The sequence below is a fragment of the Streptosporangium nondiastaticum genome, from assembly GCF_003011965.1.
Taxonomy (GTDB): Bacteria; Actinomycetota; Actinomycetes; order Streptomycetales; family Streptomycetaceae; genus Streptomyces; species Streptomyces nondiastaticus.
The window spans coordinates 65,519-91,107 of record NZ_PXWG01000004.1 but is presented as its reverse complement, the minus strand read 5'-3'; the positions used below and the strand labels follow the sequence as shown (position 1 = coordinate 91,107).

Annotated in this window: 3 protein-coding genes; all 3 read left to right on the top strand. The window is 71.8% G+C overall.

Annotation, left to right across the window (positions count from 1 at the left end):
* The first annotated feature begins 243 nt into the window (after positions 1-243).
* Genes B7P34_RS39260 through B7P34_RS03665 form a run of 3 tightly spaced genes read left to right on the top strand, consistent with a single transcriptional unit; the run spans position 244 to position 25,579 of the window.
* On the top strand, positions 244-16,335 hold the full coding sequence (locus B7P34_RS39260) for a non-ribosomal peptide synthetase (RefSeq protein ID WP_106674311.1): 16,092 nt from the start codon (positions 244-246) through the stop codon (positions 16,333-16,335).
* Entirely contained in the window at positions 16,332-25,349 is a 9,018-nt protein-coding gene (locus B7P34_RS03670) for a non-ribosomal peptide synthetase (RefSeq protein ID WP_106674310.1), read from the top strand. The genes B7P34_RS39260 and B7P34_RS03670 overlap by 4 nt, the downstream gene beginning before the upstream one ends.
* On the top strand, positions 25,346-25,579 hold the full coding sequence (locus B7P34_RS03665; protein ID WP_106674309.1) for an MbtH family protein: 234 nt from the start codon (positions 25,346-25,348) through the stop codon (positions 25,577-25,579). Before B7P34_RS03670 ends, B7P34_RS03665 begins: the two co-directional genes overlap by 4 nt.
* The last annotated feature ends 10 nt before the right edge of the window (positions 25,580-25,589 follow it).

The window sequence follows — 25,589 nt, the reverse complement described above, 5'->3', positions numbered from 1 at the left end:
AACGCTCTCGAAAGCGCGGGCCGCGTCCCCCTCACCGACAGCATGAGCTGTCGTCACAGCCGACAGGACGAGCGCTCCACTGACAGCGCCCAGGACGGAAATCCTTCGCAGAGACACCATGACCTCCTGAAAACGGGACCGGCGGAATGACGGGCGCCGCCACGCTCCGCCCTCAGGGGCAGAAACAGCACCTCGCTGAAAGGCAACCGCTTCCGGCGGATACGGTTGCGCTCATTCCGCCACATGGGGGACGTCGTCCACCCCGCCGAGCGCTCCCGCCGCCGTCCAGGAAGTGCGCGGGGCGCTCCCACCGCGCGGCGCCGATCGTTTCAGGTCCCGGGTGTTGGCCGATGCCGACCCGTTGACACCTTCCCGTCCCGCCCTCAACAATCGGCAGATCGGCCTGGGCTTGAAATGATCATTCCGCAAGTAATGACCAGGCCATCAGCGCCGCCACCCTGCAGGCTTCTCACCCCCCTCTTCACCTTTGGTGATGCGTGGTCGTCACGCACACCGATGTCGGCTGCACAGGTCACCGGACCCCACGGGGAGAGTATGTTCGATTCTCGGGATGCCCGTCTTCCTTTGTCGGCTGCTCAGACCGGCATCTGGTACGCCCAGCAGCTGGCCCCGGATAACCCGGCCTACATTCTCGGGGAATACCTGGAAATACACGGCCCGGTGAACACCGCGCTACTGGAGGAATCGGCCCGGCGCGCCATCGCGGAAGCGGAGGCGCTCCGGGTCCGCTTCGTCACCGACAGCGCCGGGCCCCGGCAAATCGTCACCCCGCCCGCCGCCCTGACTGTTCCGCTCATCGATGTCAGCGCGGAGCCGGATCCACGCCGGGCGGCCCTGGCGTGGATGGAGGCCGACCTGGCGCGACCGCTCGACCTGGCCTCCGTCCCGCTCTTCACCTGTGCCCTGTTCCACGCGGCACCGGACAGGTTCTTCTGGTACCAGCGCGTTCACCATCTCGTCATGGACGGCTTCGGAGCGGCGCTCGTCATCCGGCGGCTCTGCGACATCTACACGTCGCTGTCGCGCGGCCTGCCGGCCGGCGGGGAGGCCTTCGGGCCCCTGCGTCTCCTCCTGGAGGAAGAACGCGCCTACCGTTCGTCCGAACAATGCGCTCAGGACCGTGAGCACTGGACCGAGCGGTTCGCCGACCTGCCGGAACCGGTGACCCTCGCCGGCAGGTTCTCCCCGGCCTCCCACAGCGTGCGGCGGGCGACGGCGCAGCTCCCCCTGCCGGGCATGGAGCGGCTGCGGGCCGTGGCCCGCGGTGCCCGGACGACCTGGCCCTCGGTCATCGTCGCCGCCACGGCCGCCTATCTGCACCGCATGACGGGCGCACGCGACATCACGGTCGGCCTCGGCGTCACCGGCCGCGACACGGCGCTCTCCCAGGAGATACCGGGCATGGTGTCGAACGTGCTGCCGCTGCGGCTGGCCGTGCGGCCGGACACGGTCTTCTCCGACCTCGTGCGGCAGGCGTCGCAGGAAGTCTTCTCCGTACTCCGGCACCAGCGTTACCGGTACGAGGACCTGCGCCGCGATCTGGACCTGTTCCGCGACGACCGGAGGCTGTTCGGCCCGGTCGTCAACATCATGCCCTTCGATTACGACCTTCGCTTCGGCGACTCCCGCGCGACGTCCCACACCCTTTCGGCCGGCCAGGTCGAAGACCTGTCGATCACCGTCTACCAGCGGGCGAAGACACAAGGCCCGCGCATCGACTTCGACGCCAACCCCGCGCTGTACGAGGACGATGAGCTCGCGGCCCACCACCAGCGCTTCCTGCGGATCCTGGACGCCGACGCCGAACAGCCGGTCGGCGCGATGGAGCTGCTCTCGCCGCAGGAGCACCACCTGCTCGCGGCATGGAACGACACCGGCACCGGCACCAGCACCAGCACCGCGCACACGATGCCCGGCGCCGGGAGCAGCATTCAGCAGCGGTTCGCCGAGCAAGCCGCCCGCACCCCCCATGCACCGGCCGTCCGGTCGGGCGGCGAGGAACTGACCTACCGGCAACTCGACGCCCGGGCCAACCGCCTCGCACACCGGCTGATCGGCATGGGCGTGGGCCGCGAATCCCGGGTGGCCTTCCTGCTCCGGCGATCGGCCGACCTGGTGGTCTCCATCCTGGCGGTGCTGAAGGCGGGTGGCGTCTACGTGCCGCTGCACCACAGCCACCCGGCCGCGCGACAACAGGCCGTCATGGCCGGGACCGAAGCCGGCGTGCTGCTCACCGACCGGGCCACGCAGGCCGCACAGACAGCAGAGGGCCGCGCATTCCCGCACAGCGCACGGGTCATCGTCGTCGACGCGGATCAGCTCCTCGCCCGCGAGGACGACAGCGATCCCGCCGTGGACGGCCACCCGGAGCAGTTGGCGTACATCATGCACACCTCCGGGTCGCTCGGCGCGGCGAAGGGCGTGGCCGTCACCCACCAGGACGTGCTGAGCCTGGCCGCCGACCGCTGCTGGCGCGGCGGCGACCACGAGCGGGTGCTGCTGCACTCCCCGCACGCCTTCGACGCTTCGACGTACGAACTGTGGGTTCCTCTGCTCAACGGCGGCCAGGTCGTCGTGGCACCGCCCGGTGAGCTGGACACCCGCGTTCTCGCGCGCCTCCTCGCCGGCGGAAGCGTCACGGCCCTGTGGCTGACCGCGGGCCTCTTCCAGATGATGGCCGACGAGTCCCCCGGCAGCTTCACCGGCGTCCGGGCGGTGTGGACCGGAGGCGATGTCGTCCCGGCCGCAGCGGTCCGGCGGGTGCTGGACCACTGCCCGCGGACCACGGTCGTCAACGGCTACGGCCCCACCGAGACCACCACCTTCGCCGCACACCATGCGACGCGGGCACCGGACCCCGCGTCCAGCAGCGTGCCCATCGGCCGCGCCATGGACGGCATGCGGCTGTACGTCCTCGACGGCGCCCTGCGACCGCTTCCGGTCGGCGTGACGGGCGAGCTCTACATCGCGGGGGCCGGCCTGGCGCGCGGCTACTCCGGCCGGCCGGGCATGACCTCCGAGCGGTTCGTCGCCGATCCCCACGGCCCGGCGGGCGCCCGCATGTACCGCACGGGCGATCTGGTGCGGAGGCGTTCCGACGGGGTCCTCGACTTCATGGGCCGGGCCGATGACCAGGTGAAGATCCGAGGCTTCCGGATCGAGCCGGGCGAGATCGAGGCCGTGCTGTCCCGGCACCCGGGCGTCGCCCAGGCCGCCGTCGTCGCCCATGAGCACCGGCCGGGAGACCAGCGCCTCGTCGCCTACGCGGTGCCGGTGACGGCGGACGGACCGGCGGGCGGCGAGCCGGCGCAGACGCGGACGCACACCGAGGAAACCGGGGAACAGGAAGAGGCGCAGCAGGTCGGCGAGTGGCAGTCGATCTACGACTCGCTCTACGAAGACGCCGCCGCGCACCCGCCCGGTTCGAACTTCACGGGATGGAACAGCAGTTACGACGGACAGCCCATCCCCCTGGCCGAGATGGAGGAATGGCGTGCGGCCACGGTCGAGCGCGTCCTGTCGTTACGGCCCCGCCGCGTGCTGGAGATCGGCGCCGGCACCGGCCTGCTCCTGGGGCCGGTGGCCCCGCGGTGCGAGGAGTACTGGGCGACCGACTTCTCCGCCTCGGCCGTCGAGGCGTTACGGGCGCAGACCGACCGTTCCCCCGACCTGGCCGGCCGGGTGACACTGCGGCACCAGCCCGCACACGACTTCGACGGCCTGCCGGCCGGCTTCTTCGACACCGTGGTCATCAATTCGGTGGTGCAGTACTTCCCCGGCGCCCGCTACCTGATCGAGGTCCTGCGCAAGGCGGCGGAACTGGTGGTTCCCGGCGGGGCCGTGTTCGTCGGCGACATCCGCAACCTCCGCCTCCAGCGGTGCTTCCACACCGCCGTACAGGCCCACTCCCCCGCCCCCTCGAAGGACGCGGCCCGCATCCGCCGCGCAGTCGAGCAGAACATGGCCCGGGACAAGGAACTCCTGATCGACCCGGATTTCTTCACGGCACTGCCGCGCGCCCTCGCCGGTGCCGACGGCGCCGGATTGCGCGTCGATCTGCGGATCAAACGGGGCCGGCACCACAACGAGCTGACCCGGCACCGCTACGACGCCGTCCTCCGCAAACAGCCCGTGGCACCCCTCCCGCTGGGCGAGGCGCAACGCCTGCACTGGGGACAGGACGTCGACGGGCTGCGGGAACTGCGCGAGCAGCTGTCCGCCCGGCGCCCCGGAACCCTGCGGCTCGTGGGCGTCCCCAACGCCCGGCTGTCCGGCGAGCTCGCCACGATGCGCATGCTGGACAGCGGCAGCGGGACCGACGAGATCGACGCGCTCCCAGGCGGACTCGTCGGTGCCGGGGGCGTGGAGGAGCAGGCCCCCGACCCCGAAGCCTTCCACGAACTCGGCACGGAGCTCGGCTACGACGTCGCCGTGACCTGGTCGGGCACCGGAGCCGAGGGCAGCCTCGACGTCGTCTTCGCCGAGGCCGCACATACCGCGTCCGCCACGCCCGTGGACACCTATCTGCCCACGGCCACCGAGCACGCGGAGCTGTCGGCCTGCACCAACGACCCCGACGCCGGTCGGCGGACCGGCGCGCTGGTCACCGCCCTGCGCTCGTACCTGCGGGACCGGCTGCCGGACTACATGCAGCCGGCCGCCGTCCTCGTCCTCGACCGCCTGCCCCTGACCGTCAACGGAAAGCTCGACCGCGCGGCCCTGCCCGCACCCGACTTCGGCGCGGCATCGACCGGCCGTGCCCCGCGCACCGCGCAGGAGGAGCTCCTGTGCGGACTGTTCGCGGACGTCCTCGGCCTGTCCGCCGTCGGCATCGACGACAGCTTCTTCGACCTCGGCGGGCACTCCCTGCTGGCCACCCGCCTGACGAGCAGGGTCAGGTCGGAGCTGGGCATCGAACTCCCGGTCCGCCTGCTCTTCGAGGCGCCGACCGTCGCCGCCCTCGCCGAGCAGCTCACCGCGGCACGGCCGGCCCGGCCGGCGCTGCGCCCGGTGGCCCGCCCGGAAGAGATCCCCTTGTCCTTCGCGCAGCGCCGGCTGTGGTTCCTGCACCGGCTGGAGGGGCCCGGCGCGACGTACAACGTCCCCCTGGCCGTGCGGCTGACGGGCGCCTTGGACCACGACGCCCTCGCCGCGGCACTGGCCGACGTGGTCGCCCGGCACGAGAGCCTGCGCACGACGTTCCCCGAGGACTCCGGGCGGCCGCGCCAGCTCGTCCTCGACGCGGCGGCCGCGCGGCCCGCGCTGGAGATCTCCCGGATCGCAGCGGCCGACGGCCCCGGTGAGTCTCACGGGGCCGACGAGGCGAGGCCGGCGGAGAAGGTGGCCGAGGCGGTCCGGTACGCGTTCGACCTGGCCGCCGAGCTGCCGCTGCGCGCCACGCTGTTCGTCCTCGGCCCGCGGGATCACGTACTGGTTCTCGTCCTGCACCACATCGCGGGTGACGGATGGTCGCTGGCGCCCCTGGCCAGGGATCTGGGCACCGCCTACCGCGCGCGGGTCACCGGCACCGCACCCGCGTGGTCGCCGCTGCCGGTCCAGTACGCCGACTACACGCTCTGGCAGCGCGAGCTCCTCGGTGACGAAGGAGGCCCGGGAGCCGAAGGCGGCGAACGGAGCGAGGAGGGCGGGGAAGGCGACGCCGTCAGCCTGGCGTCGCAGCAGCTCTCGTACTGGCGGAACGCCCTCGCCGGGCTCCCCGGCCGTCTGGAGCTGCCGGTCGACCGTCCGCGCCCGGCAGTGACCAGCCACCGGGGCGCCCACCACAGCTTCACGCTCAGTGCGGACCTGCACCGGGGGCTCACCGACCTCGCGAAGCAGAGCCGAGCGAGCGTCTTCATGGTCGCCCAAGCGGCTTTGGCGGCCCTGCTGACCCGGCTGGGCGCGGGCACCGACATCCCGATCGGCTCCCCGGTCGCCGGGCGCACGGACGAGAGCCTGGACGACCTCATCGGGTTCTTCGTCAACACCCTGGTGCTGCGCACCGACACCTCCGGCAACCCGGGCTTCCGGACGCTGCTGGAGCGGGTCCGCGAGACCGACCTGGCCGCCTACGCCCACCAGGACCTGCCGTTCGAACGCCTGGTGGAGGACCTGCGGCCGGCTCGCTCGCCGGCCCACCACCCGCTTTTCCAGGTCGCGCTGGCCTTCCACAACACCGCCGAGCCCGCTCTGGAGCTTCCCGGCCTGCGGGCCGAGGCCGAAGGCGTACGGACCGGCACGACCAAGTTCGATCTCACCGTCGAACTCACGGAGCGCCGGACCGGGACCGGGGGCGAGAGCAGCACCGGGACCGGCGAGCCCGGCGCCGCCGGTGGCATGGAGGGCCTCGTCGAGTACAGCACCGACCTGTTCGACGCCGCCTCCGTCCGGACCCTGGTCAGCAGGTACACACGGCTGCTGGAAGCCGTGGTGGCCGACCCCGAGCAGCCGATCGGCAGCATTGGCATTCTCAGCCGGGAGGAGCGCGAGCAGCTGCTCGTGCAGTGGAACGACACCGCCCGGCCGGTGCCGGAGTCCGACCTGCCGACGCTGTTCGAGACGCAAGCCGCGCGCACTCCCCAAGCCCTGGCGCTGGTCTTCGAGGGCACCGGGCTGACCTACGCCGAGCTCAACGCCCGGGCGAACCGGCTCGCGCACTTCCTGATCGAGCAGGGCGCCGGGCCCGAGCGCGTCGTGGCCGTCGCCCTGCCGCGGTCGGCGGAGCTGGTCGCGGCCCTGCTGGCGGTCCTCAAGTCCGGTGCCGCCTACCTGCCCGTCGACCCGGTCCAGCCCGCCGAGCGGACCGCGTTCATGCTCGACGACGCGCGACCGGTGACCGTACTGACCACCACCGAAGGCGGGCCCGTACTGCCGCCGCACATGCCGCGCACGACGCTCGACGAACTCGACGCGACCGGCGCCCTGGACGCCTGCCCGAGCACCGACCCCGACCGTAAGGGCCTGCTCACCCCGCTCCACCCCGCCTACGTCATCTACACCTCCGGCTCCACCGGCAGGCCCAAGGGCGTCGCGGTCCCGCACACCGCGATCGTCAACCGGCTCCACTGGATGCAGGCCGAGTACCGCCTCGACGCGACCGACCGGGTCCTGCAGAAGACGCCCTTCACCTTCGACGTCTCGGTCTGGGAGTTCTTCTGGCCCCTGACCGAAGGCGCGACGCTGGTCGTGGCGAGGCCCGAGGGCCACAAGGACCCCGCCCATCTCGCCGGCCTGATCCGTACCGAGCAGGTGACCACGGCCCACTTCGTCCCGTCGATGCTGCACGCCTTCCTGAAGACGCCCGCGGCGAAGGACTGCCGGACGCTGCGCCGGGTGTTCTGCAGCGGTGAGGCACTGCCGCCCGAGCTGATCGCACAGTTCCAGCAGACGCTCGGCGCGCCGCTGCACAACCTCTACGGACCGACCGAGGCCGCCGTCGACGTCACGGCCTGGGCCTGCCCTCAGGACTTCGCCGGAACGGCGCCGGGAACGGTGTCCATCGGCGCGCCGATCTCGAACACGCGGGTCCATGTGCTGGACGACGCCCTGCAGCTGGTGCCGCCGGGCGTGGTGGGCGAGCTGTACCTGGCCGGACGGGCGCTGGCCCGCGGGTACGTGAACCGGCCCGGAACGACGGCGCTGCGGTTCGTACCCGATCCCTTCGGCCCGGCGGGTTCGCGCATGTACCGCACGGGGGACCTGGCGCGCCGCCGCCCGGACGGGATGCTGGAGTTCCTGGGCCGGTCCGACGACCAGGTGAAGGTCCGGGGCTTCCGCATCGAACCCGGCGAGGTCGAAACCGCGCTGGTACGGCATCCCGGCGTGGCCCGGGCCGCGGTGACGCTCCGGGAGGACGGGCCGTCCGGGCGGTGGCTCGTGGCGTACGTGGTACCGGCAGCCGGTTCCGCCGTGGCCGCCACGGAGCTGCGGGAACACGCACAGGGCCTGTTGCCGGACTACATGGTCCCGGGCGCGTTCGTCCTGCTGGACGAGCTGCCCTTGCTGCCCAGCGGAAAGCTGGACCGGGCGGGGCTCCCCGCCCCCGACGTCACTCGCGCGGCCGGAGGACGGCCGTCGCGTGCCCCGCGCACGCCTCAGGAAAAGATCCTTTCCGATCTCTTCGCCGAGCTGCTGGGTGTGGCCGACGTCGGTGCCGACGACGGCTTCTTCGCGCTCGGCGGGGACAGCATCGTCTCCATCCAGCTGGTGTCCCGGGCACGCGAGGCGGGTCTGGCCATCACCCCTCGCGATGTGTTCCTGCACCAGACCGCGGCGGCCCTGGCGGCTGCCGCGGCCGCGACCGCCGTCGAGGAGAGCGGAACGAGCCCCGGGCTACCGCTGATCGCGCTGACGCAGGACCAGCGCGACCGGCTGGCGGAGGCGTGGGGTGAGGCGTCCGAGCCGCAGGAAGTTCTTCCGCTCTCGCCGCTCCAGGAAGGGCTGCTCTTCCACACGGCCTTCGACCGGCAGGCCCCGGACGTCTACACCGTCCAGCTCGTCTTCGAGCTCCACGGACGCGTCGACGCCGCGGCGCTGCGGACCGCGGTGGCGGCGTTGCTGCACCGGCACCCGAACCTGCGGGCGGGGTTCTGGCAGCAGGGTGCGGACCAGCCGCTGCAGGTGATCCCGCGAGAGGTGGAGCTGCCGTGGCGCGAGGTGGACCTCACCGATCGCCGGGACGGCCGGGAACAGGATCAGGAGCTGGCTCGGCTGGTGGACGAGGACCGGGCCGAGAGGTTCGATCCGGCCCGTCCGCCCTTGCTGCGCTTCACTCTGGTCCGGCTCGCTCCCGAGCGGTACTGCCTGGTGTTCCTGAGCCATCACCTCCTGATCGACGGGTGGTCGCTGCCGATCCTCGTCCAGGAACTGTTCACCCTGTACTCCCGGCGCGGGGACGGCACGGGCCTGCCGGCCGTCGTGCCGTACCGGAACTACCTGGCCTGGCTGGCGGGGCAGGACCGGGGCGCGGCCGAGGAGGCCTGGCGGGAGGCGCTGGCGGGGGTGGCGGAGCCGACGTTGCTGGCCCCGGCGGGCGCCGGCGGCACGGTGACGCCGCCCGAGGAGCTCGGGTGGGAGCTGCCGGAAGAGCTGACCTCGGCGCTGGCGAAGGTGGCGCGCGGTCACGGGCTGACGCTCAACACCGTGGTCCAGGGAGTCTGGGGAGCTCTGCTCGGGCGCGCGCTGAACCGGCATGACGTGATCTTCGGAGCCACCGTCTCCGGTCGTACGCCGGAGATCTCCGGCGTCGAGGAGATGGTGGGTCTGTTCATCAACACCCTGCCCGTACGCGTGCGCTGGGACGAGGCCGAGACGTGGTCGGGCATGCTGACGCGGCTGCAGGACGAGCAGTCGGGGCTGCTGGAGCACCAGCACCTGGGGCTGGCCGGGATCCAGCGCATGACGGGGATGCGGGAGCTGTTCGACACCACGACGGTGTTCGAGAACTATCCCCTCGACACCGATGCCGTTCAGGCGTCCCTGGCCGGCGTGCAAGTGACCGGCCTGACCGCCCACGACGCGACGCACTACCCGCTGACCCTCATCGCCTTCCCGGGCACGTGCCTGCGGTTCACGCTCGGCTACCGGCCGGACCTGTTCACGCCGGACGCGGCCGAGGCGATCGCGGCCCGGTTCAACCGGCTGCTGGAAGCCGTGGCCGCCGACCCCGGACGGCCCATCGGACAGACCGATACGCTGACCGCGGAGGAACGGCACCGGCTGCTGGTGGAGTGGAACGACACGGCCCGGCCGGTCCCGGCGGCGAGCCTGCCGGAACTGCTGCAGGCGCAGGCCGCCCGCACTCCGGACAAGGCCGCGCTGGTCTTCCCGGCCGCCGTGGGGACGTCCCCTGCGGACACCGTTCCGGCCACCCGTCCCGGCACCGTGGTGTCCTACGCGGAGCTCAACACGCGGGCCAACCGGCTGGCGCGGGAGCTGGTCCGGCGAGGCGTCGGTCCCGAACAGATCGTCGCGCTCCTCCTGCCCAGGTCCGGCGAGCTGCTGGTGGCGATGCTCGCGGTGCTCAAGGCGGGGGCGGCCTACCTGCCGCTGGACCCGGAACATCCGGCCGAGCGCATCTCCTTCGTCCTTGAGGACGCCGGAGCGGCGCTGCTGCTGACCACGTCCGCGGTCGAGGCGACGGCTCCCGAGGCGGGGGCTGCCGGGGCCGTACCGCGCATGGTGCTCGACCACGACGACACCAGGGCACTCGTCGGCAGCCGGTCCGGCACCGACCTGGCCGGCGCCGACCGGACCTGCCCCCTCTCGCCGCACCACCCGGCCTACGTGATCTACACGTCGGGTTCCACCGGAAGGCCCAAGGGCGTCGCCATGCCCTGCGGCGGGCTGGTGAACCTGCTGGCATGGCAAAGGGCAGCCCTGCCGTCCGGCGAGAACGGCGGTCGTACCGCGCAGTTCACGACGATCAGCTTCGACGTATCGGTACAGGAGATCCTCGGCGCGCTGACGTCCGGTCGCTCGTTGGTCGTCCCCACCGAAGACGTACGCCGCGACGCCGGCGAGCTCGTCCGCTGGCTGGAGCGGAACGAGATCAGCGAGCTGTACGCCCCGAACCTGGTCGTCGACGCCGTGTGCACGGCAGCGGTCGAACAAGGCCGGCGGCTCCCGGCGCTGCGGCACGTCGCGCAGGCCGGAGAAGCGCTGACGCTCACCGACGCGGTGCGCGAGTTCTTCCGCGAGGGAACGCGGCGGCTGCACAACCACTACGGACCCACGGAAACGCACGTCGTGACCGCGCACCACCTGGCGGAGCGGTCCTCGGAGTGGCCGCCGGCAGCACCCATCGGTACTCCGGTCGCCAATACGCGGGCGTACGTGCTGGACGGCGGTCTGCGGCTGGTGCCGCCCGGCGTGGTGGGCGAGCTGTACGTGGCCGGGGCAGGAGTGGCGAGGGGATACGTGAACCGCCCCGGCCTGACGGCTGAGCGGTTCGTGGCCGATCCCTTCGGCCCGGCAGGATCCCGCATGTACCGCACGGGCGACCTCGTCCGCCGGACGTCCGACGGCGAACTGGCCTTCGTGGGCCGGGCCGACGACCAGGTCAAGGTCAGGGGCCACCGGATCGAGCCGAGCGAGGTCGAAGCCGTACTCTCCCGCCACCCCGGCCTCGTACGCGCTGCCGTCGTCGCCCACGAGCACGAGCCCTCCGGAAAGCGCCTCATCGCGTACGTGGTGCCGGCCACCGGATCCACCGTGGACACCGCAGAACTGCGCGACTTCGCCCGGCGCGCACTTCCCGACTACATGATCCCGTCGGTGTTCGTACCGCTCGACGAGCTGCCCCTGCTCCCGAACGGAAAGCTCGACCGGGCAGCACTGCCGACGCCCGAGCCCGGTACGACGGCGGCAACGCGTGCGCCACGCACACCCCAGGAAGAACTGCTCTGCGGCCTCTTCGCCCAGGTACTCGGCCTCCCCGAGGTCGGCACCGAGGACAACTTCTTCGAACTGGGCGGGCACTCGCTCCTCGCCACCCGGCTGACCAGCCGGATCCGCTCCGCGTTCGGCGTCGAGCTCTCCGTCCGCACGCTCTTCGACGCCCCGACCGTCGCGGGCCTCGCCGAGCGGCTGTACGGGCACGCGCACGCACGCGTCCCGTTGCGGGCCACGGCGCGGCCGGAGGAAGTCCCCCTGTCCTTCGCGCAGCGCCGCCTGTGGTTCCTCAACCAGCTGGAAGGGCCCAGCCCGACGTACAACCTCCCGCTGTGCGTGCGGCTGTCCGGCGAACTGGACGTGGCCGCCCTGGAGGCGGCACTGGGTGACGTCCTCGGCCGGCACGAGAGCCTGCGGACGGTGTTCCCGGAGGCGCAGGGCGTGCCCCGCCAGCACGTCGTCGACACGGTCAGCGCCCTGCAGCGGCGGCCCGCGCTCGAAGTCGTGCGGGCCGGCGGGACGGACCTGGCCGCCGTGCTGAACGCGGCGGCCCGTCACCCCTTCGACCTCGCCGCGGAGCTCCCGGTCCGGGCCCGGCTCTTCACCCTGGGCGCTCGGGACCAGGTGCTGGCCCTCGTGGTGCATCACATCGCGGCCGACGGCTGGTCGCTGGCGCCGCTGGCGCGTGACCTCGGCGTGGCATACGCCGCGCGGTGCCGGGGCGAGGCCCCGTCGTGGCCGCCTCTTCCGGTGCAGTACGCCGATTACGCCCTCTGGCAGCACGACGTGCTCGGCAGCGAGGACGATCCGGACAGCGTCGTCTCCCAGCAGCTGGCCTACTGGCGCTCCGCCCTGGACGGACTGCCCGGCCGGCTCGACCTGCCGACCGATCGCCCCAGGCCCGCCGTCGCCGGCTATGACGGGGACTCGGTCGCGTTCCGCATCGGTCCGGACCTGCACCGCGCCTTGATCGCGCTGGCTCAGGACCATCAGGTCAGCCTGTTCATGGTGCTGCAAGCCGCGGTTGCCGCCCTGCTGACCCGCTCGGGTGCGGGGACGGACATTCCCCTGGGCAGCCCGGTCGCGGGCCGCACGGACGAAGCGCTGGACGAACTGGTCGGCTTCTTCGTCAACACGCTGGTGCTGCGCACGGACACCTCCGGCAACCCGAGCTTCCGCGAACTGCTCGGGCGGGTCCGGGAGACCGACCTGGCCGCCTACGCGCACCAGGACGTCCCGTTCGAACGGCTGGTGGAGTTAATCAATCCGGACAGGTCGCTCGCCCATCACCCGCTGTTCCAGGTGATGCTGGCCTTCCAGAACACCCCGGAGGCCCGGCCCGCACTCCCCGGGCTCGACTGCGCACCCGAACCCGTCGAGGTCGGCGTCGCCAAGCTGGACCTGACCGTCAACGTCCGGGAGACCCGGGCGGACGACGGCAGCCCGGACGGTCTCGACGGCAGCATCGACTACCGCACCGACCTGTTCGACCGGTGCACGATCGAGCCGATGGTGACGCGGCTGCGCCTGCTCCTGGAAGCGGTGGCCGCGGACCCCGGACGGCCCTTGGACCAGCTGGACATACTGACCGCGGGCGAGCGGCACCGGCTGCTGGTGGAGTGGAACGACACCGCTGCGGAGGTTCCCGCAGCCACCCTCTCCGAGCTGTTCGAGGCCCAGGCCGCCCGGACTCCGCACGCGACGGCCGTGGTGTTCCAGGACCTCGAACTGTCCTACGCGCAGCTGAACGCGCGGGCCGACCAGCTGGCCGGGTACCTGGTCGAGCGGGGCGCGGAACCGGAACACCTGGTCGGGCTCGCCGTGCCCCGCTCGGCCGAGATGATGGTCGCTGTGCTCGCGGTGCTCAAGGCCGGAGCCGCCTACCTCCCCGTGGACCCGGGATACCCGGCCGACCGGATCGCGTTCATGCTGTCGGACGCCCGCCCCGTGATGTGGCTGACCACGCGCGAGGTCGCCGACGGCCTGCCCCCGACGGACACCCCGCTGATCGTGCTCGACCAGGCCGGGACCAGCGAGGACATCGCCCGCCGGGCGCCGGGCGGCCTCAGCCCGGCGGAAGGCCACCGAGCCGCGGCCGACCATCCGGCCTACGTCATCTACACCTCCGGTTCCACCGGCCGGCCGAAGGGCACGGCGGTCTCCCACCGCAGCGCCGCAAACCTGGTCCGCTGGGCGGTCACGGAGTTCGGCTCCGGGCAGCTGTCCCGCGTGCTGGCCTCGACGTCGTTGAACTTCGACGTCTCGGTCTTCGAGATGTTCGGCCCGCTGGCCTCCGGCGGGACGATCGAGATCGTGCGCGACGTGCTCGCCCTGACCGAGCGCCCCGAGGACCGCGGATGGACCGGCACCCTGATCAGCACCGTGCCGTCGGCCCTGTCACAACTGCTCTCCCACGACGCCAAGGTCACGGCCGGCACGGTGGTCCTGGCGGGCGAGGCGCTCTCGGCCCGCGCCGTTCGCGATGTCCGTACGGCGCTGCCGGGCTGCCGCGTCGCGAACCTCTACGGCCCGACCGAAGCCACCGTTTACGCGACGGCCTGGTACGCCGCGGAAGACGACCCGGACGCCGCCCCGCTGATCGGTGCTCCGATCGCCAACGTCCGGGCGCACGTGCTGGACGGCGGCCTGCGGCTGGTGCCACCCGGTGTGGTGGGCGAGCTGTACCTGGCGGGGGCGGGAGTCGCGAGGGGATACGTGAACCGCCCCGGCCTGACGGCTGAGCGGTTCGTGGCCGATCCCTTCGGCCCGGCCGGATCCCGCATGTACCGCACAGGCGACCTCGTCCGCCGGACGCCCGACGGCGAACTGGCCTTCGTGGGCCGGGCCGACGACCAGGTCAAGGTCAGGGGCCACCGGATCGAACTGGGAGAGATCGAGGCCGCCCTCTCCCGCCATCCCGGTCTCCGGCGGGCTGTCGTCGTCGCCCACGAGCACGAGCCCTCCGGAAAGCGCCTCATCGCATACGTGGTGCCGGCCGCCGGATCCACCGTGGACACCGCAGCCTTGCGGGGCTTCCTGCGGCGCGCGCTGCCGGACTACATGATCCCGGCGGTGTTCGTACCGCTCGACGGGCTGCCCCTGCTGCCGAACGGGAAGCTGAACCGGGCAGCGCTGCCGGCGCCCGGCCTCGCCGCGGTGCCGAGGACGCGCGGTCCGCGCACGCCGCAGGAAGAACTGCTCTGCACCCTGTTCGCCCAAGTGCTGGACGTTCCCGAGGTGGGCGCCGAGGACAACTTCTTCGAGCTCGGCGGCGACAGCATCATGTCCATCCAGCTCGTGTCCAAGGCCCGCGCCGCCGGGCTGGCCATGAGCGCCAAGGACGTCTTCCAGCAGCAGACCCCCGCCGGCCTCGCCGGGGTCGTCACCGCGAGCGACGCGCAGACACAGTCATCCGCACACGCTGCGGACCTCGGTGTCGGCCGGATACCGGCCACCCCGATCATGCACTGGCTGCGGGAGCAGGGGCTGGAGCACGAGGAGGAACACGGTCTCGACCGGTTCAGCCAGGCGGTTCTGCTGAACGTTCCCGCAGGCGTGACCGAGGAGCAGCTGACCGGGGCGTTGCAGGCCGTCATCGATCACCACGATGTCCTGCGGACCCGCTTGGAGCGGTCGCCCGACGGTGAATGGTCGCTGTACAGCAGGCCTCGTGGCTGCGTGCCCGCAGCGGATCTGGTCCGGCGGATCGACGTCGGCGGAGGGGACGGGCGCGTACCGGGCGGGCTGATCGCGGACGAGGCCCGTCGGGCACGGGGGCGGTTGCGGCCCGGCGACGGAGTGATGCTGCAGGCGGTGCGGTTCGATGCCGGGCCCGCCCACCCGGGCCGGTTGCTGCTGGTGCTGCACCATCTCGTGGTCGACGGAGTGTCCTGGCGCATTCTGCTGCCGGATCTGGCCTCTGCCGCGGCTGCTGTCGCGGCGGACCGGACAGCCGGCCTGGCCCCCGTGCAGACGTCGTTCCGCCGGTGGGCCGAGCTGCTGGTGGAGCACGCCCGGGAACCGAAGCGGGTCGCCGAGGCGGCGTGGTGGGAACGCGTTCTCGACGGCCCGAGCGTGATGCCCGCCGATCAACTGCCCCGGGAGGGCCGCGCGACGCGGTCCCTGGTGGTGACGGTCCCCCCGGCGCGCGCGGCGGCACTGCTGGCCGATGTGCCTGCCGCGTTCCATGCGAACGTCAACGACGTCCTGCTGACCGCGCTGGCAGTCGCCGTCCTGGGCCGGCACCAGCGTCGCGGCGAGCCGGGGGCGGAGCTGCTGGTCGATGTGGAGGGGCACGGCCGGGAGGAGTTCGTTCCCGGTGTCGACGTGTCGCGCACGGTGGGCTGGTTCACCAGCCTGTTCCCCGTACGCCTCGACCTCCGCGACATCGACCTCGGTCAGGTGCCGGCCGGAGGGGCAGCCACCGGGCAGGCGCTGAAGACGGTCAAGGAGCAGCTACGGGCGGTCCCTGACCACGGACTGGGCTACGGGCTCGCCCGCTACCTCAACCCGGAAGCCCGTGCACGGCTGTCGGACCTGGCCACTCCCCAGGTGGGGTTCAACTATCTGGGCCGATTCTCCGCAGCCGACACCGGTGAGTGGGCCGTGGCCGAGGAAGCCGACGCCCTCTTCGATCCGGCCGACGCCGCGCTGCCGCCGGCCCACCACCTCGAGATCAATGCCCTTGCGACAGACCGTGCCGAGGGGCCCGAGCTGGTGGCCTCCTGGACGTGGAACGAGCAGGCGCTGTCCGAGAAGGACGTGCAGGAGCTCACCGAGCTGTGGGCTCAGGCGCTGGACGCGTTCATCATCCACGCCGGTCAGCCCGGAGCGGGCGGGTGGACGCCCTCGGACCTGCCGCTCGTCTCACTGGACCAGGCCGAGATCGACGCGCTGGAAGCGGAGTGGGGGACCCAGGAATGAGGAAGCCAGGACCGCGGGGGCTGCCGGGGCTGCAGGACGTCCTTCCGCTCTCGCCGCTCCAAGAGGGACTGCTCTTCCACGCGGTCTACGACGCCCGCACCCCTGACACCTACGCGGTGCAGGTGGCCTTCGACCTCGAAGGCCCGCTCGACGCCCGTGCTCTGCGCACTGCTGCCGATGGTCTGCTCCGCCGGCACGCGAATCTGCGCGCGGCCTTCCGGCAGCGCGGCGAAGGGCGGCCGGTGCAGGTGATTCCGCGCGAGGTGGCACTGCCCTGGCACGAAGTGGACCTGAGCGGCACGAACGACCAAGCCTCGGAACTGACCCGGCTGCTGACCGAGGACCGCACCCGGCGCTTCGACCCGGCCCGCCCACCACTCCTGCGCTTCACCCTCATCCACACCGGCCCCGGCCGGCACCACCTCGTCTTCACCCACCACCACCTGCTCCTCGACGGCTGGTCACTCCCCATCCTCATGCGAGAACTCTTCGCCCTCTACGCCCAGAACTCCGCAGATGGCGACGACACCGCACTCCCACCCCCCGTCCCCTACCGCACCTACCTCATCTGGCTCGCAGCCCAGGACCACGACGCAGCCAAAAAAGCCTGGCAAGAGGCACTGTCCGGCGTAGAAGAACCCACCCTGCTGGCCACGGCCCGGCGAATTCCCTCCTCGGTGGCCCCGGACGTGCTGCCCGTGACGCTGCCGGAAGAGACGACATCGGCGTTGGTGAAGGCGGCGCGCGACCACGGCCTGACGCCCAACACCGTTGTCCAGGGCGCGTGGGGCGTCCTGCTGGGGCGGTTGCTCGGCCGGAACGACGTGGTCTTCGGGGGTGTCGTCTCCGGCCGCGACCCGGAGATCGCCGGCATCGAGCACATGGTGGGGCTGTTCATCAACACCCTGCCCGTACGCGTGCGCTGGGACGAGACGGAGTCGTGGGCGGAGTTCCTGATCCGGCTGCAGGACGAACAGTCGGAGCTGCTGGAGCACCGGCACCTCGGCCTGACGGAGATCCAGCAGCTGACGAGGATGCGGGAGCTGTTCGACACCACGACCGTGTTCGAGAACTACCCCCTGGACGCCTCGGCATGGGAGCGGACGGGCTCCGAGCTGCGGGTACGGAACGTCAGCGCGAGCGACGGCACCCACTACCCGCTCAGCCTCGCAGTGATCCCCGGGCGCCGTCTGCACCTGCGCTTGAAGCACAGGCCGGATCTGATGGAGCGGGACGAGGCCGAGGCGATCGCGGCGCGGCTGCGCATGCTCCTGGAAGCGGTCGCCGCCGATCCCGGGAGCCTCGTCGGGCAGAGCGACGTACTGACCGCTGAAGAACGCCGTCGGCTTCTGGTGGAGTGGAACGACACGGCGCGCCCGGTACCGGCGGCGAACCTGCCGGAGTTGTTCCAGGAACAGGTGACCCGTACGCCTGACAGGCCGGCCGTCCTCTTCGAGGACACCACGCTGTCCTACGCGGAGCTCAACGCCCTGGCGAACCGGCTCGCCCACCACTTGATCGCGCAAGGCGTCGGTCCGGAAGACGTCGTCGCCGTGATGCTGCCGAAGTCGGCCGAGCTGCTGGTGGCCTTGCTGGCGGTGCTCAAGGCCGGGGCGGCGTACCTGCCGTTGGACCCGGCTCACCCGTCCGACCGCCTCTCGCTCGTGCTCGGTGACATGCGCACTGCGATGGTCCTGGACGCGGGGCGGGCGGCCGGTGACATGAGCGGGTACCCGGATACGGATCCTGGTGACGCCGACCGCGTCGCCCCGCTCTCACCGGCCCATCCGGCCTATGTCATCTACACCTCCGGTTCCACCGGCGTCCCCAAGGGCGTCGCGGTGGAGCACCGGTCGCTCGCGGACTATCTGGCCTGGGCCGTCGAGGCCTATCCGAGCGCGCGGGGAAAGGCGCTGCTGCACTCCTCGGCAGCCTTCGACATGACCGTCACGGCCTTGTTCGTCCCGCTGCTGGCCGGCGGCTGCGTTCACGTCGCAGCGCTGGAGGAGGGTTCGCTGCCCCGGGAAGGACTCGCGGGGGCCCGTTCCACCTTCCTCAAGGGCACGCCGAGCCACCTCGCCCTGCTGAATTCGCTGCCCGCGGAGTTCTCACCGACGGAGGAACTGCTGCTCGCCGGTGAGGCGCTGCTGGGCGGGCCCCTTGAGGAGTGGCGTCGCCGGCACCCGGCGGTGACGGTCTTCAACGTCTACGGTCCGACCGAGACCACGGTCAGCTGCACGCAATACCGGATCGAGCCGGGTGCCGCCCTCCCCAAGGGGATCGTGCCCATGGGCCGTCCGGTGCGGAACACGCGGGTGTACGTGCTGGACGGCGGTCTGCGGCTGGTGCCGCCCGGCGTGGTGGGCGAGCTGTACGTGGCCGGGGCAGGAGTGGCGAGGGGATACGTGAACCGCCCCGGCCTGACGGCTGAGCGGTTCGTGGCGGATCCCTTCGGCCCGGCCGGGGCACGGATGTACCGCACGGGGGATCTGGTCCGCTGGACGCCTGACGGGGAGCTGGTGTTCGTGGGCCGGGCCGACGACCAGGTGAAGGTCAGGGGCCACCGGATCGAGCCGGGCGAGGTCGAAGCCGTACTGTCCCGCCATCCTGGTCTCGTACGAGCTGCCGTCGTCGCCCAGGAGCACCCGCTCTCAGGGAAACGCCTCGTCGCGTATGCGGTGCCGGCCGCCGGATCAGCCGTGGAGACCGGAGACCTGCGCGACTTCGCCCGGCGCGCGCTGCCGGACTACATGATCCCGTCGGTGTTCGTGCTCCTGGACGAGTTGCCTCTGCTGCCGAACGGGAAACTGAACAGGGCAGCACTGCCGGTGGCTGATGCCTGTGCACCGCCGGCGACGCGTGCTCCGCGCACGCCTCAGGAAGAACTGCTCTGCGGCCTCTTCGCCCAAGTGCTCGGCGTCGCCGCTGCCGGTGCCGAGGACAACTTCTTCGAGCTGGGCGGTGACAGCATCATGTCCATCCAGCTCGTGTCCAAGGCCCGCGCCGCCGGCCTGGTCATCTCGCTGCGCGACGTGTTCCAGCACAGGACCCCCGCGGCCCTGGCCCTGGCCGCGGCGGCGGGCGGGGAGAGCGAACCCGGCAGCGAGGCCCCTGATGCCGGCATCGGCCGGCTGCCGATGACACCGGTCATGCACCGGCTGCGGGAACGCGGGGGTTCGCCCGACGGGTTCCACCAGTCGGTGCTGCTGAACGTTCCTGGTGGGCTGGGCACGGCTCGCCTCACCGCGGTGATGCAAGCGGCCCTGGATCACCACGACGCCCTGCGGATGAGGGTGATCCGGCGTCCCGGCACCGAGTGGCAGCTGGAGATCGCCCCACGCGCCACGGTCACGGCGAGCTCGTGCATCCGCCGCGTGGACATGGGCGGGCTGGAAGACACGGCTTTGCGCGCGGCGATCGCTGCGGAGGGCGCCGCGGCCGTGCGGCGGTTGGCCCCCGGTGACGGAGTGATGCTGCAGGCGGTGTGGTTCGACGCCGGGCCCACCTGCCCGGGCCGGTTGCTGCTGGTGCTGCACCATTTCGTGGTCGACGGAGTGTCCTGGCGCATTCTGCTGCCGGATCTGGCCTCTGCCGCGGCTGCTGTCGCGGCGGACCGGACAGCCGACCTGGCCCCCGTACAGACGTCGTTCCGCCGGTGGGCCGAGCTGCTGGTGGAGCGTGCTCAGGAACCGGAGCGGGTCGCCGAGGCTGCGTGGTGGGAACGCGTTCTCGACGGCCCGAGCGCAATGCCGGCCGACCGGCGGCCCCGGGAGGGCGACACCACACGGTCGCTGGTGATGACGATCCCGCCGGAGCGGGCAGCAGCGTTGCTGACGGACGTGCCGGCCGCATTCCACGCCGGCGTCAACGACGTTCTGTTGACGGCGCTGGCAGTGGCGGTCCTGCGCCGGCACCAGCAGCGCGGCGAGACGGGTGCCGAGTTGCTGGTCGATCTGGAGGCACACGGACGGAACGAGTTCGTTCCCAGTGTCGACGTGTCGCGCACGGTGGGCTGGTTCACGAGCCTCTTCCCCGTACGGGTGGACCTCCGCGACATCGACCTCGGTCAGGTGCCGGCCGGAGGGGCAGCCACCGGGCAGGCGCTGAAGACGGTCAAGGAGCAGCTTCGGGCGGTCCCTGACCAGGGCCTCGGATACGGGCTCGTCCGCTACCTCAACCCGGAGACCCGTGCGCGGCTGTCGCGCTTGGCCGCTCCTCAGGTGGGGTTCAACTACCTGGGACGATTCTCCGCAGCCGACACCGGGGAGTGGACCGTCGCCGCAGAAGCCGACGCCCTCTTCGATCCGGCTGCCGGCGCCGGACTGCCCGGACCGGGACCGGCACACCACCTGGACGTCAATGCCCTGGCCCGGGAGAGCGCCGAGGGGCCCGTACTCGTGGCGTCCTGGACATGGAACGAGCAGGTCCTGTCCGAAACGGACGTGCAGGAGCTCACCGGCCTGTGGTCTCAAGCGCTCGACGCCCTCATCGCCCACATCCGCCGACCGGGCGCGGGGGGCTGGACGCCCTCGGACCTCCCTCTCGTCTCGCTGACGCAGAACCAGCTTGACCGTCTCGCCGAGGCCTGGGCGGGCCGGGCAGATGTGGAGGAGATCCTGCCGCTCTCCCCCTTGCAGGAGGGCTTGCTCTTCCACGCGGCCTTCGACGACCAACTGCCCGACGTCTACACCGTCCAATTGGCCCTCAGCCTCCAAGGGCACCTCGATGTGCCGGCGCTGCGGTCCGTCGCAGCGGCCTTGCTGCGGCGGCACGCGAACCTCCGGGCGGGCTTCTGGCAGGAGGATGCGGATCACCCGGTGCAGGTGATTCCGCGCGAGGTGGAACTGCCCTGGCACGAAGTGGACCTGAGCGGCACGAACGACCAGGACTCGGAACTGACCCGGCTGCTGACCGAGGACCGCGCCCGGCGCTTCGACCCGGCCCACCCACCACTCCTGCGCTTCACCCTCATCCACACCGGCCCCGACCGCCACCACCTCGTCTTCACCCACCACCACCTGCTCCTCGACGGCTGGTCACTCCCCATCCTCATGCGAGAACTCTTCGCCCTCTACGCCCAGGACAGCGACGACACGGCTCTCCCGCCCTCCGTCCCCTACCGCAGCTACCTCACGTGGCTCGCAGGCCAGGACCACGACGCAGCCAGGAAAGCCTGGCAAGAGGCACTGACCGGCGTAGAAGAGCCCACCCTGCTGGCTCCCGTCAGTGCTGCCCCCGGCGCTGGTCGGCACGCCGAGGTGACGGGTGAGCTGCCGGAGACACTGACCGCGGCCTTGACGGCGTGGGCGCGCCGGCACGAGCTGACGCTCAACACCGTTGTCCAGGGCGCGTGGGGCGTCCTGCTGGGGCGCCTGCTCCACCGGCACGACGTGGTCTTCGGTGCCACCGTCTCCGGCCGCCCGCCCGAGGTCGCCGGCATCGAGGACATGGTGGGGCTGTTCATCAACACCCTGCCCGTACGCGTGCGCTGGGACGACACCGAGTCGTGGGCGGACATGCTGACCCGGCTGCAGGAGGAACAGTCGGCCCTGCTGGAGCACCAGCACCTGGGGCTGGCCGGGATCCAGCAGCTGGCCGGTGTCCGCACACTGTTCGACACGACCACCGTGTTCGAGAGCTATCCGGTCGACGCCGGGGCGCTGGAGAAGACCGCTCCCGCCTTGCGGCTGGTGGACATCGAAGCCGCCGACGGAACGCATTATCCCCTCAGCCTCGCCGTGATCCCCGGCCCGGCTCTGCGGCTGCGACTGCAGTACCGGCCGGATGCGGTGGAGCGGGAGGCGGCCGAGGCCGTCGTGACGCGGCTGCGCCTGCTGCTGGAGGCGGTGGTCACGCGCCCCGGGCAGCCCGTCGGGCACGTCGATCTGCTGACCGCCGAGGAGCGGGGCCGGCTCCTGGGGTTCACCACGGATCCCGCCCCGGGCGGTCCGCTCCCCGCCTTGTTCGAGGCTCGGGTGAAGGACTCCCCCGATGCCGTGGCAGTGCTGCACGACGGCGTAGAGATCACGTACGAGGAGCTCAACGCCCGGGCGAACCGGCTCGCTCGTGTGCTGGTCCGGCGCGGTGCCGGCCCTGACCGGGTCGTTGCCGTGGCGCTGCCGCGGTCGGTGCACGCGGTGATCGGTCTCCTGGCCGTGCTCAAGGCGGGCGGCGTGTATCTGCCGGTGGATCCGGAGCATCCGGCGGAGCGGATCGCGTTCATGCTGGCCGATGTCCGGCCCGCCCACGTGCTCTCGGACGCCGCGACCGCACCGCGCCTGCCGGACCTGGGCGGCGTCCCCTCACTGCTGATCGACCGGCTCGACCTCGATCACGAGGACGGCTCCGACCTCACCGACGCCGATCGCCCGGCGCCGCTGTCACCGGCGCAACTGGCCTATGTGATCTACACGTCGGGGTCGACGGGCCGCCCGAAGGGCGTCATGATGTCCTGCGGCGCGTTGGCGAACCTGCTGGCGTGGCATGCCTCGGCGATGCCGGCCGGCCCCGGCGCGCGGGTCGCTCAGTTCACCGCGATCAGTTTCGACGTGTCGGTGCAGGAGATCCTGTCGACGCTGGTGTCCGACGCGTGCCTGGTGATTCCCGCCGAGGACGTCCGCCGTGACGCGGCGGCCTTCGTGGCGTGGTTGCGGCGGCACGAGGTCGGCAAGCTGTTCGCGCCGAGCTTGGTGATCGAGGTGCTGTGCGAAGCGGCTGTGGAGCGCGGAGAGACGTTGCCGGCGCTGGTGGACGTGGCCCAGGCCGGTGAGGCGCTGCGGTTGAGCGAGCCGGTCCGTCGCTTCCACCGGGGCGTACGGCGCCGGTTGCACAACCACTACGGGCCGGCCGAGACCCATGTGGTGACCGCGTTCACCCTGCCGGAGGAGGAAGCGGAATGGCCGGGCGCCGCACCGATCGGCCGGCCGATCCGGAACGTCGGGGCGTACGTGCTGGACGCCGGCCTGCGGCCGGTTCCCCCGGGAGTGGTGGGCGAACTGTATCTGGCCGGTGCGCAACTGGCCCGCGGCTATCTGCGGCGCCCGGGGCTGACGGCCGGTCGGTTCGTGGCGAATCCGTTCGGCGGTCCGGGGGCACGGATGTACCGCACCGGGGACCTGGTGCGGTGGGACTTCGCCGGGAACCTGGAGTACGTCGGCCGGGCGGACCGCCAGGTCAAGGTCCGCGGATTCCGTATCGAGCCGGGCGAGATCGAGGCGGCCTTCGCCCGGCACGAGGACGTGGGCCGGGCTGCGGTGGTGGCCCGGGAGGACCGGCCGGGTGACACGCGGCTGGTGGCCTACGTGGTGCCCGGGCCGGGACGGCGGGTGCAGGTCCCCGCGCTGCGCCGGCACTTGGCGGCCCTGCTGCCGGACTACATGATTCCTGCGGCCGTGCTCGAAGTCGGTGCCCTGCCGCTGACCGCCAACGGGAAGCTGGACCGGGACGCCCTGCCGGCGCCCGAGGCGGGCGGGCCGTCCACCGGCGGGGCGCCCAGGAACTCCCGGGAGGAGGTCCTGGCCGGCTTGTTCGCCGAGGTGCTGCGGCTGCCGGCGGTGGGCGTCGACGACGACTTCTTCGCGCTGGGCGGGCACTCGCTGCTCGCCACCCGCCTGATCAACAGGATTCGGTCGGAATGGGGCATGGAACTCTCAGCCCGCGCCTTCTTCCAGTCACCCACCGTCGCCGGACTGGCAGCGGTCGTCGACGCCGCCGAGCGTCCCCGTACCGGCTCTGCGGACAGCATCGACTTCCGCGCCGAAGCGGTGCTCGATCCGGCGATCACGACCGAGGCCTGCCGGCCCGCGGACCCCCGGGTGCACACCGCTCCCCGGCGCGTCCTGCTCACGGGCGCCACCGGATTCCTCGGTTCCTTCCTGCTTCGCGAGCTGCTGGACCGGACGGAAGCCGACGTGTGGTGCCTGGTGCGAGCGGCGGACGACGAAGAGGCCGGAGAGCGGCTGCGCAGCGGCCTGGCCGCGTACCGGCTGTGGGACGAAGCCCTGCGCGGGCGGATCGTCGCCGTGGCAGGAGACCTGGAGAAACCGCTGCTCGGGCTGACCGGGGAACGGTTCGCCGCGCTGGCGGACCGGATCGAGGTCATCTACCACAACGGCGCGCGGGTGAACATCGTCGACTCGTACGCGAGGCTCAAGGCCGCCAACGTCCTGGGCACGCAGGAGGTCGTCCGCCTGGCCGCCACGGCGCGGGTCAAGCCCCTGCACTACGTCTCCAGTTCCGCCGCCGGAGTGGGGCGGGGCCGGACTCCGGACGTCGTCCGGGAGGACCACCGTGTGGCGCCGGAGTGCGTGGCGTCGAACGGGTACGTCGCCACGAAGTGGGTGGCCGAGAAACTGGTGCGGGCGGCGAGGGAGCGGGGTGTTCCCGCCGTGATCTACCGGCCGAGCCGGGTGAGCGGCCACACCGGCACGGGCGCGTGTACGACGGGCGACGCACTGTGGACGATGGTCCGGGCGATCATCGAGCTGCGCGCCGCGCCGGACCGGACGGTACGGGAAGGGAAGCGGTTCGACGTCGACCTCGTTCCGGTCGACCATGTGGCCGGGGCGATCGTGCACCTCAGCCGGCAACCGGAGCCGGAATCGGAGCCGGAGCCGGGCGTCAAGGTCTTTCACGTGACCAACCCGGAACCGCTGGGCTTCGACGCGCTGATCGACTGTCTTCGGCGGCTCGGCTACGACATCGCGAGCCTGTCCTACGAGGAGTGGAAGAACCTGCTCCTCGGCGCCGCCGACGCGCAGGCCTCGCTGGCTCCGGCCGCGCTGCTGGCGCAGGGACTGCAGGTCGGCGCCGTCAGCCCGCGCTACGACCGGAGCAACACCGAGCGCGGTCTCAAGGGCTCCGGCATAGCGTGCCCCGTCGTCGGCGACGAGCTGGTCGCCGAGTACGTCCGGTATTTCGTCGGCTCGGGGTTCTTCCCGGCGCCGGCGTCGGCGCCGGCATCGACGGCCGGTGGACGAAACCACACGTTGCACCCGAGGAAGGACAGGACATGACCAACCCCTTTGACGACGAGAGCGGGCGTTTCCACGTGCTCGTCAACGACGAGGGCCAGCACTCGCTGTGGCCGGTCTTCGCGACCGTCCCCGAGGGCTGGTCCGTCGCCCTGGCGGACCAGGAGCGGACCGCCTGCCTGGAGTACGTCGAGGAGCACTGGACCGACATGCGCCCCAAGAGCCTCGTCGAGGCGATGAACGCGGCGGCGGTCCGGAAGGAGCCCGCCTGATCCCACCGTC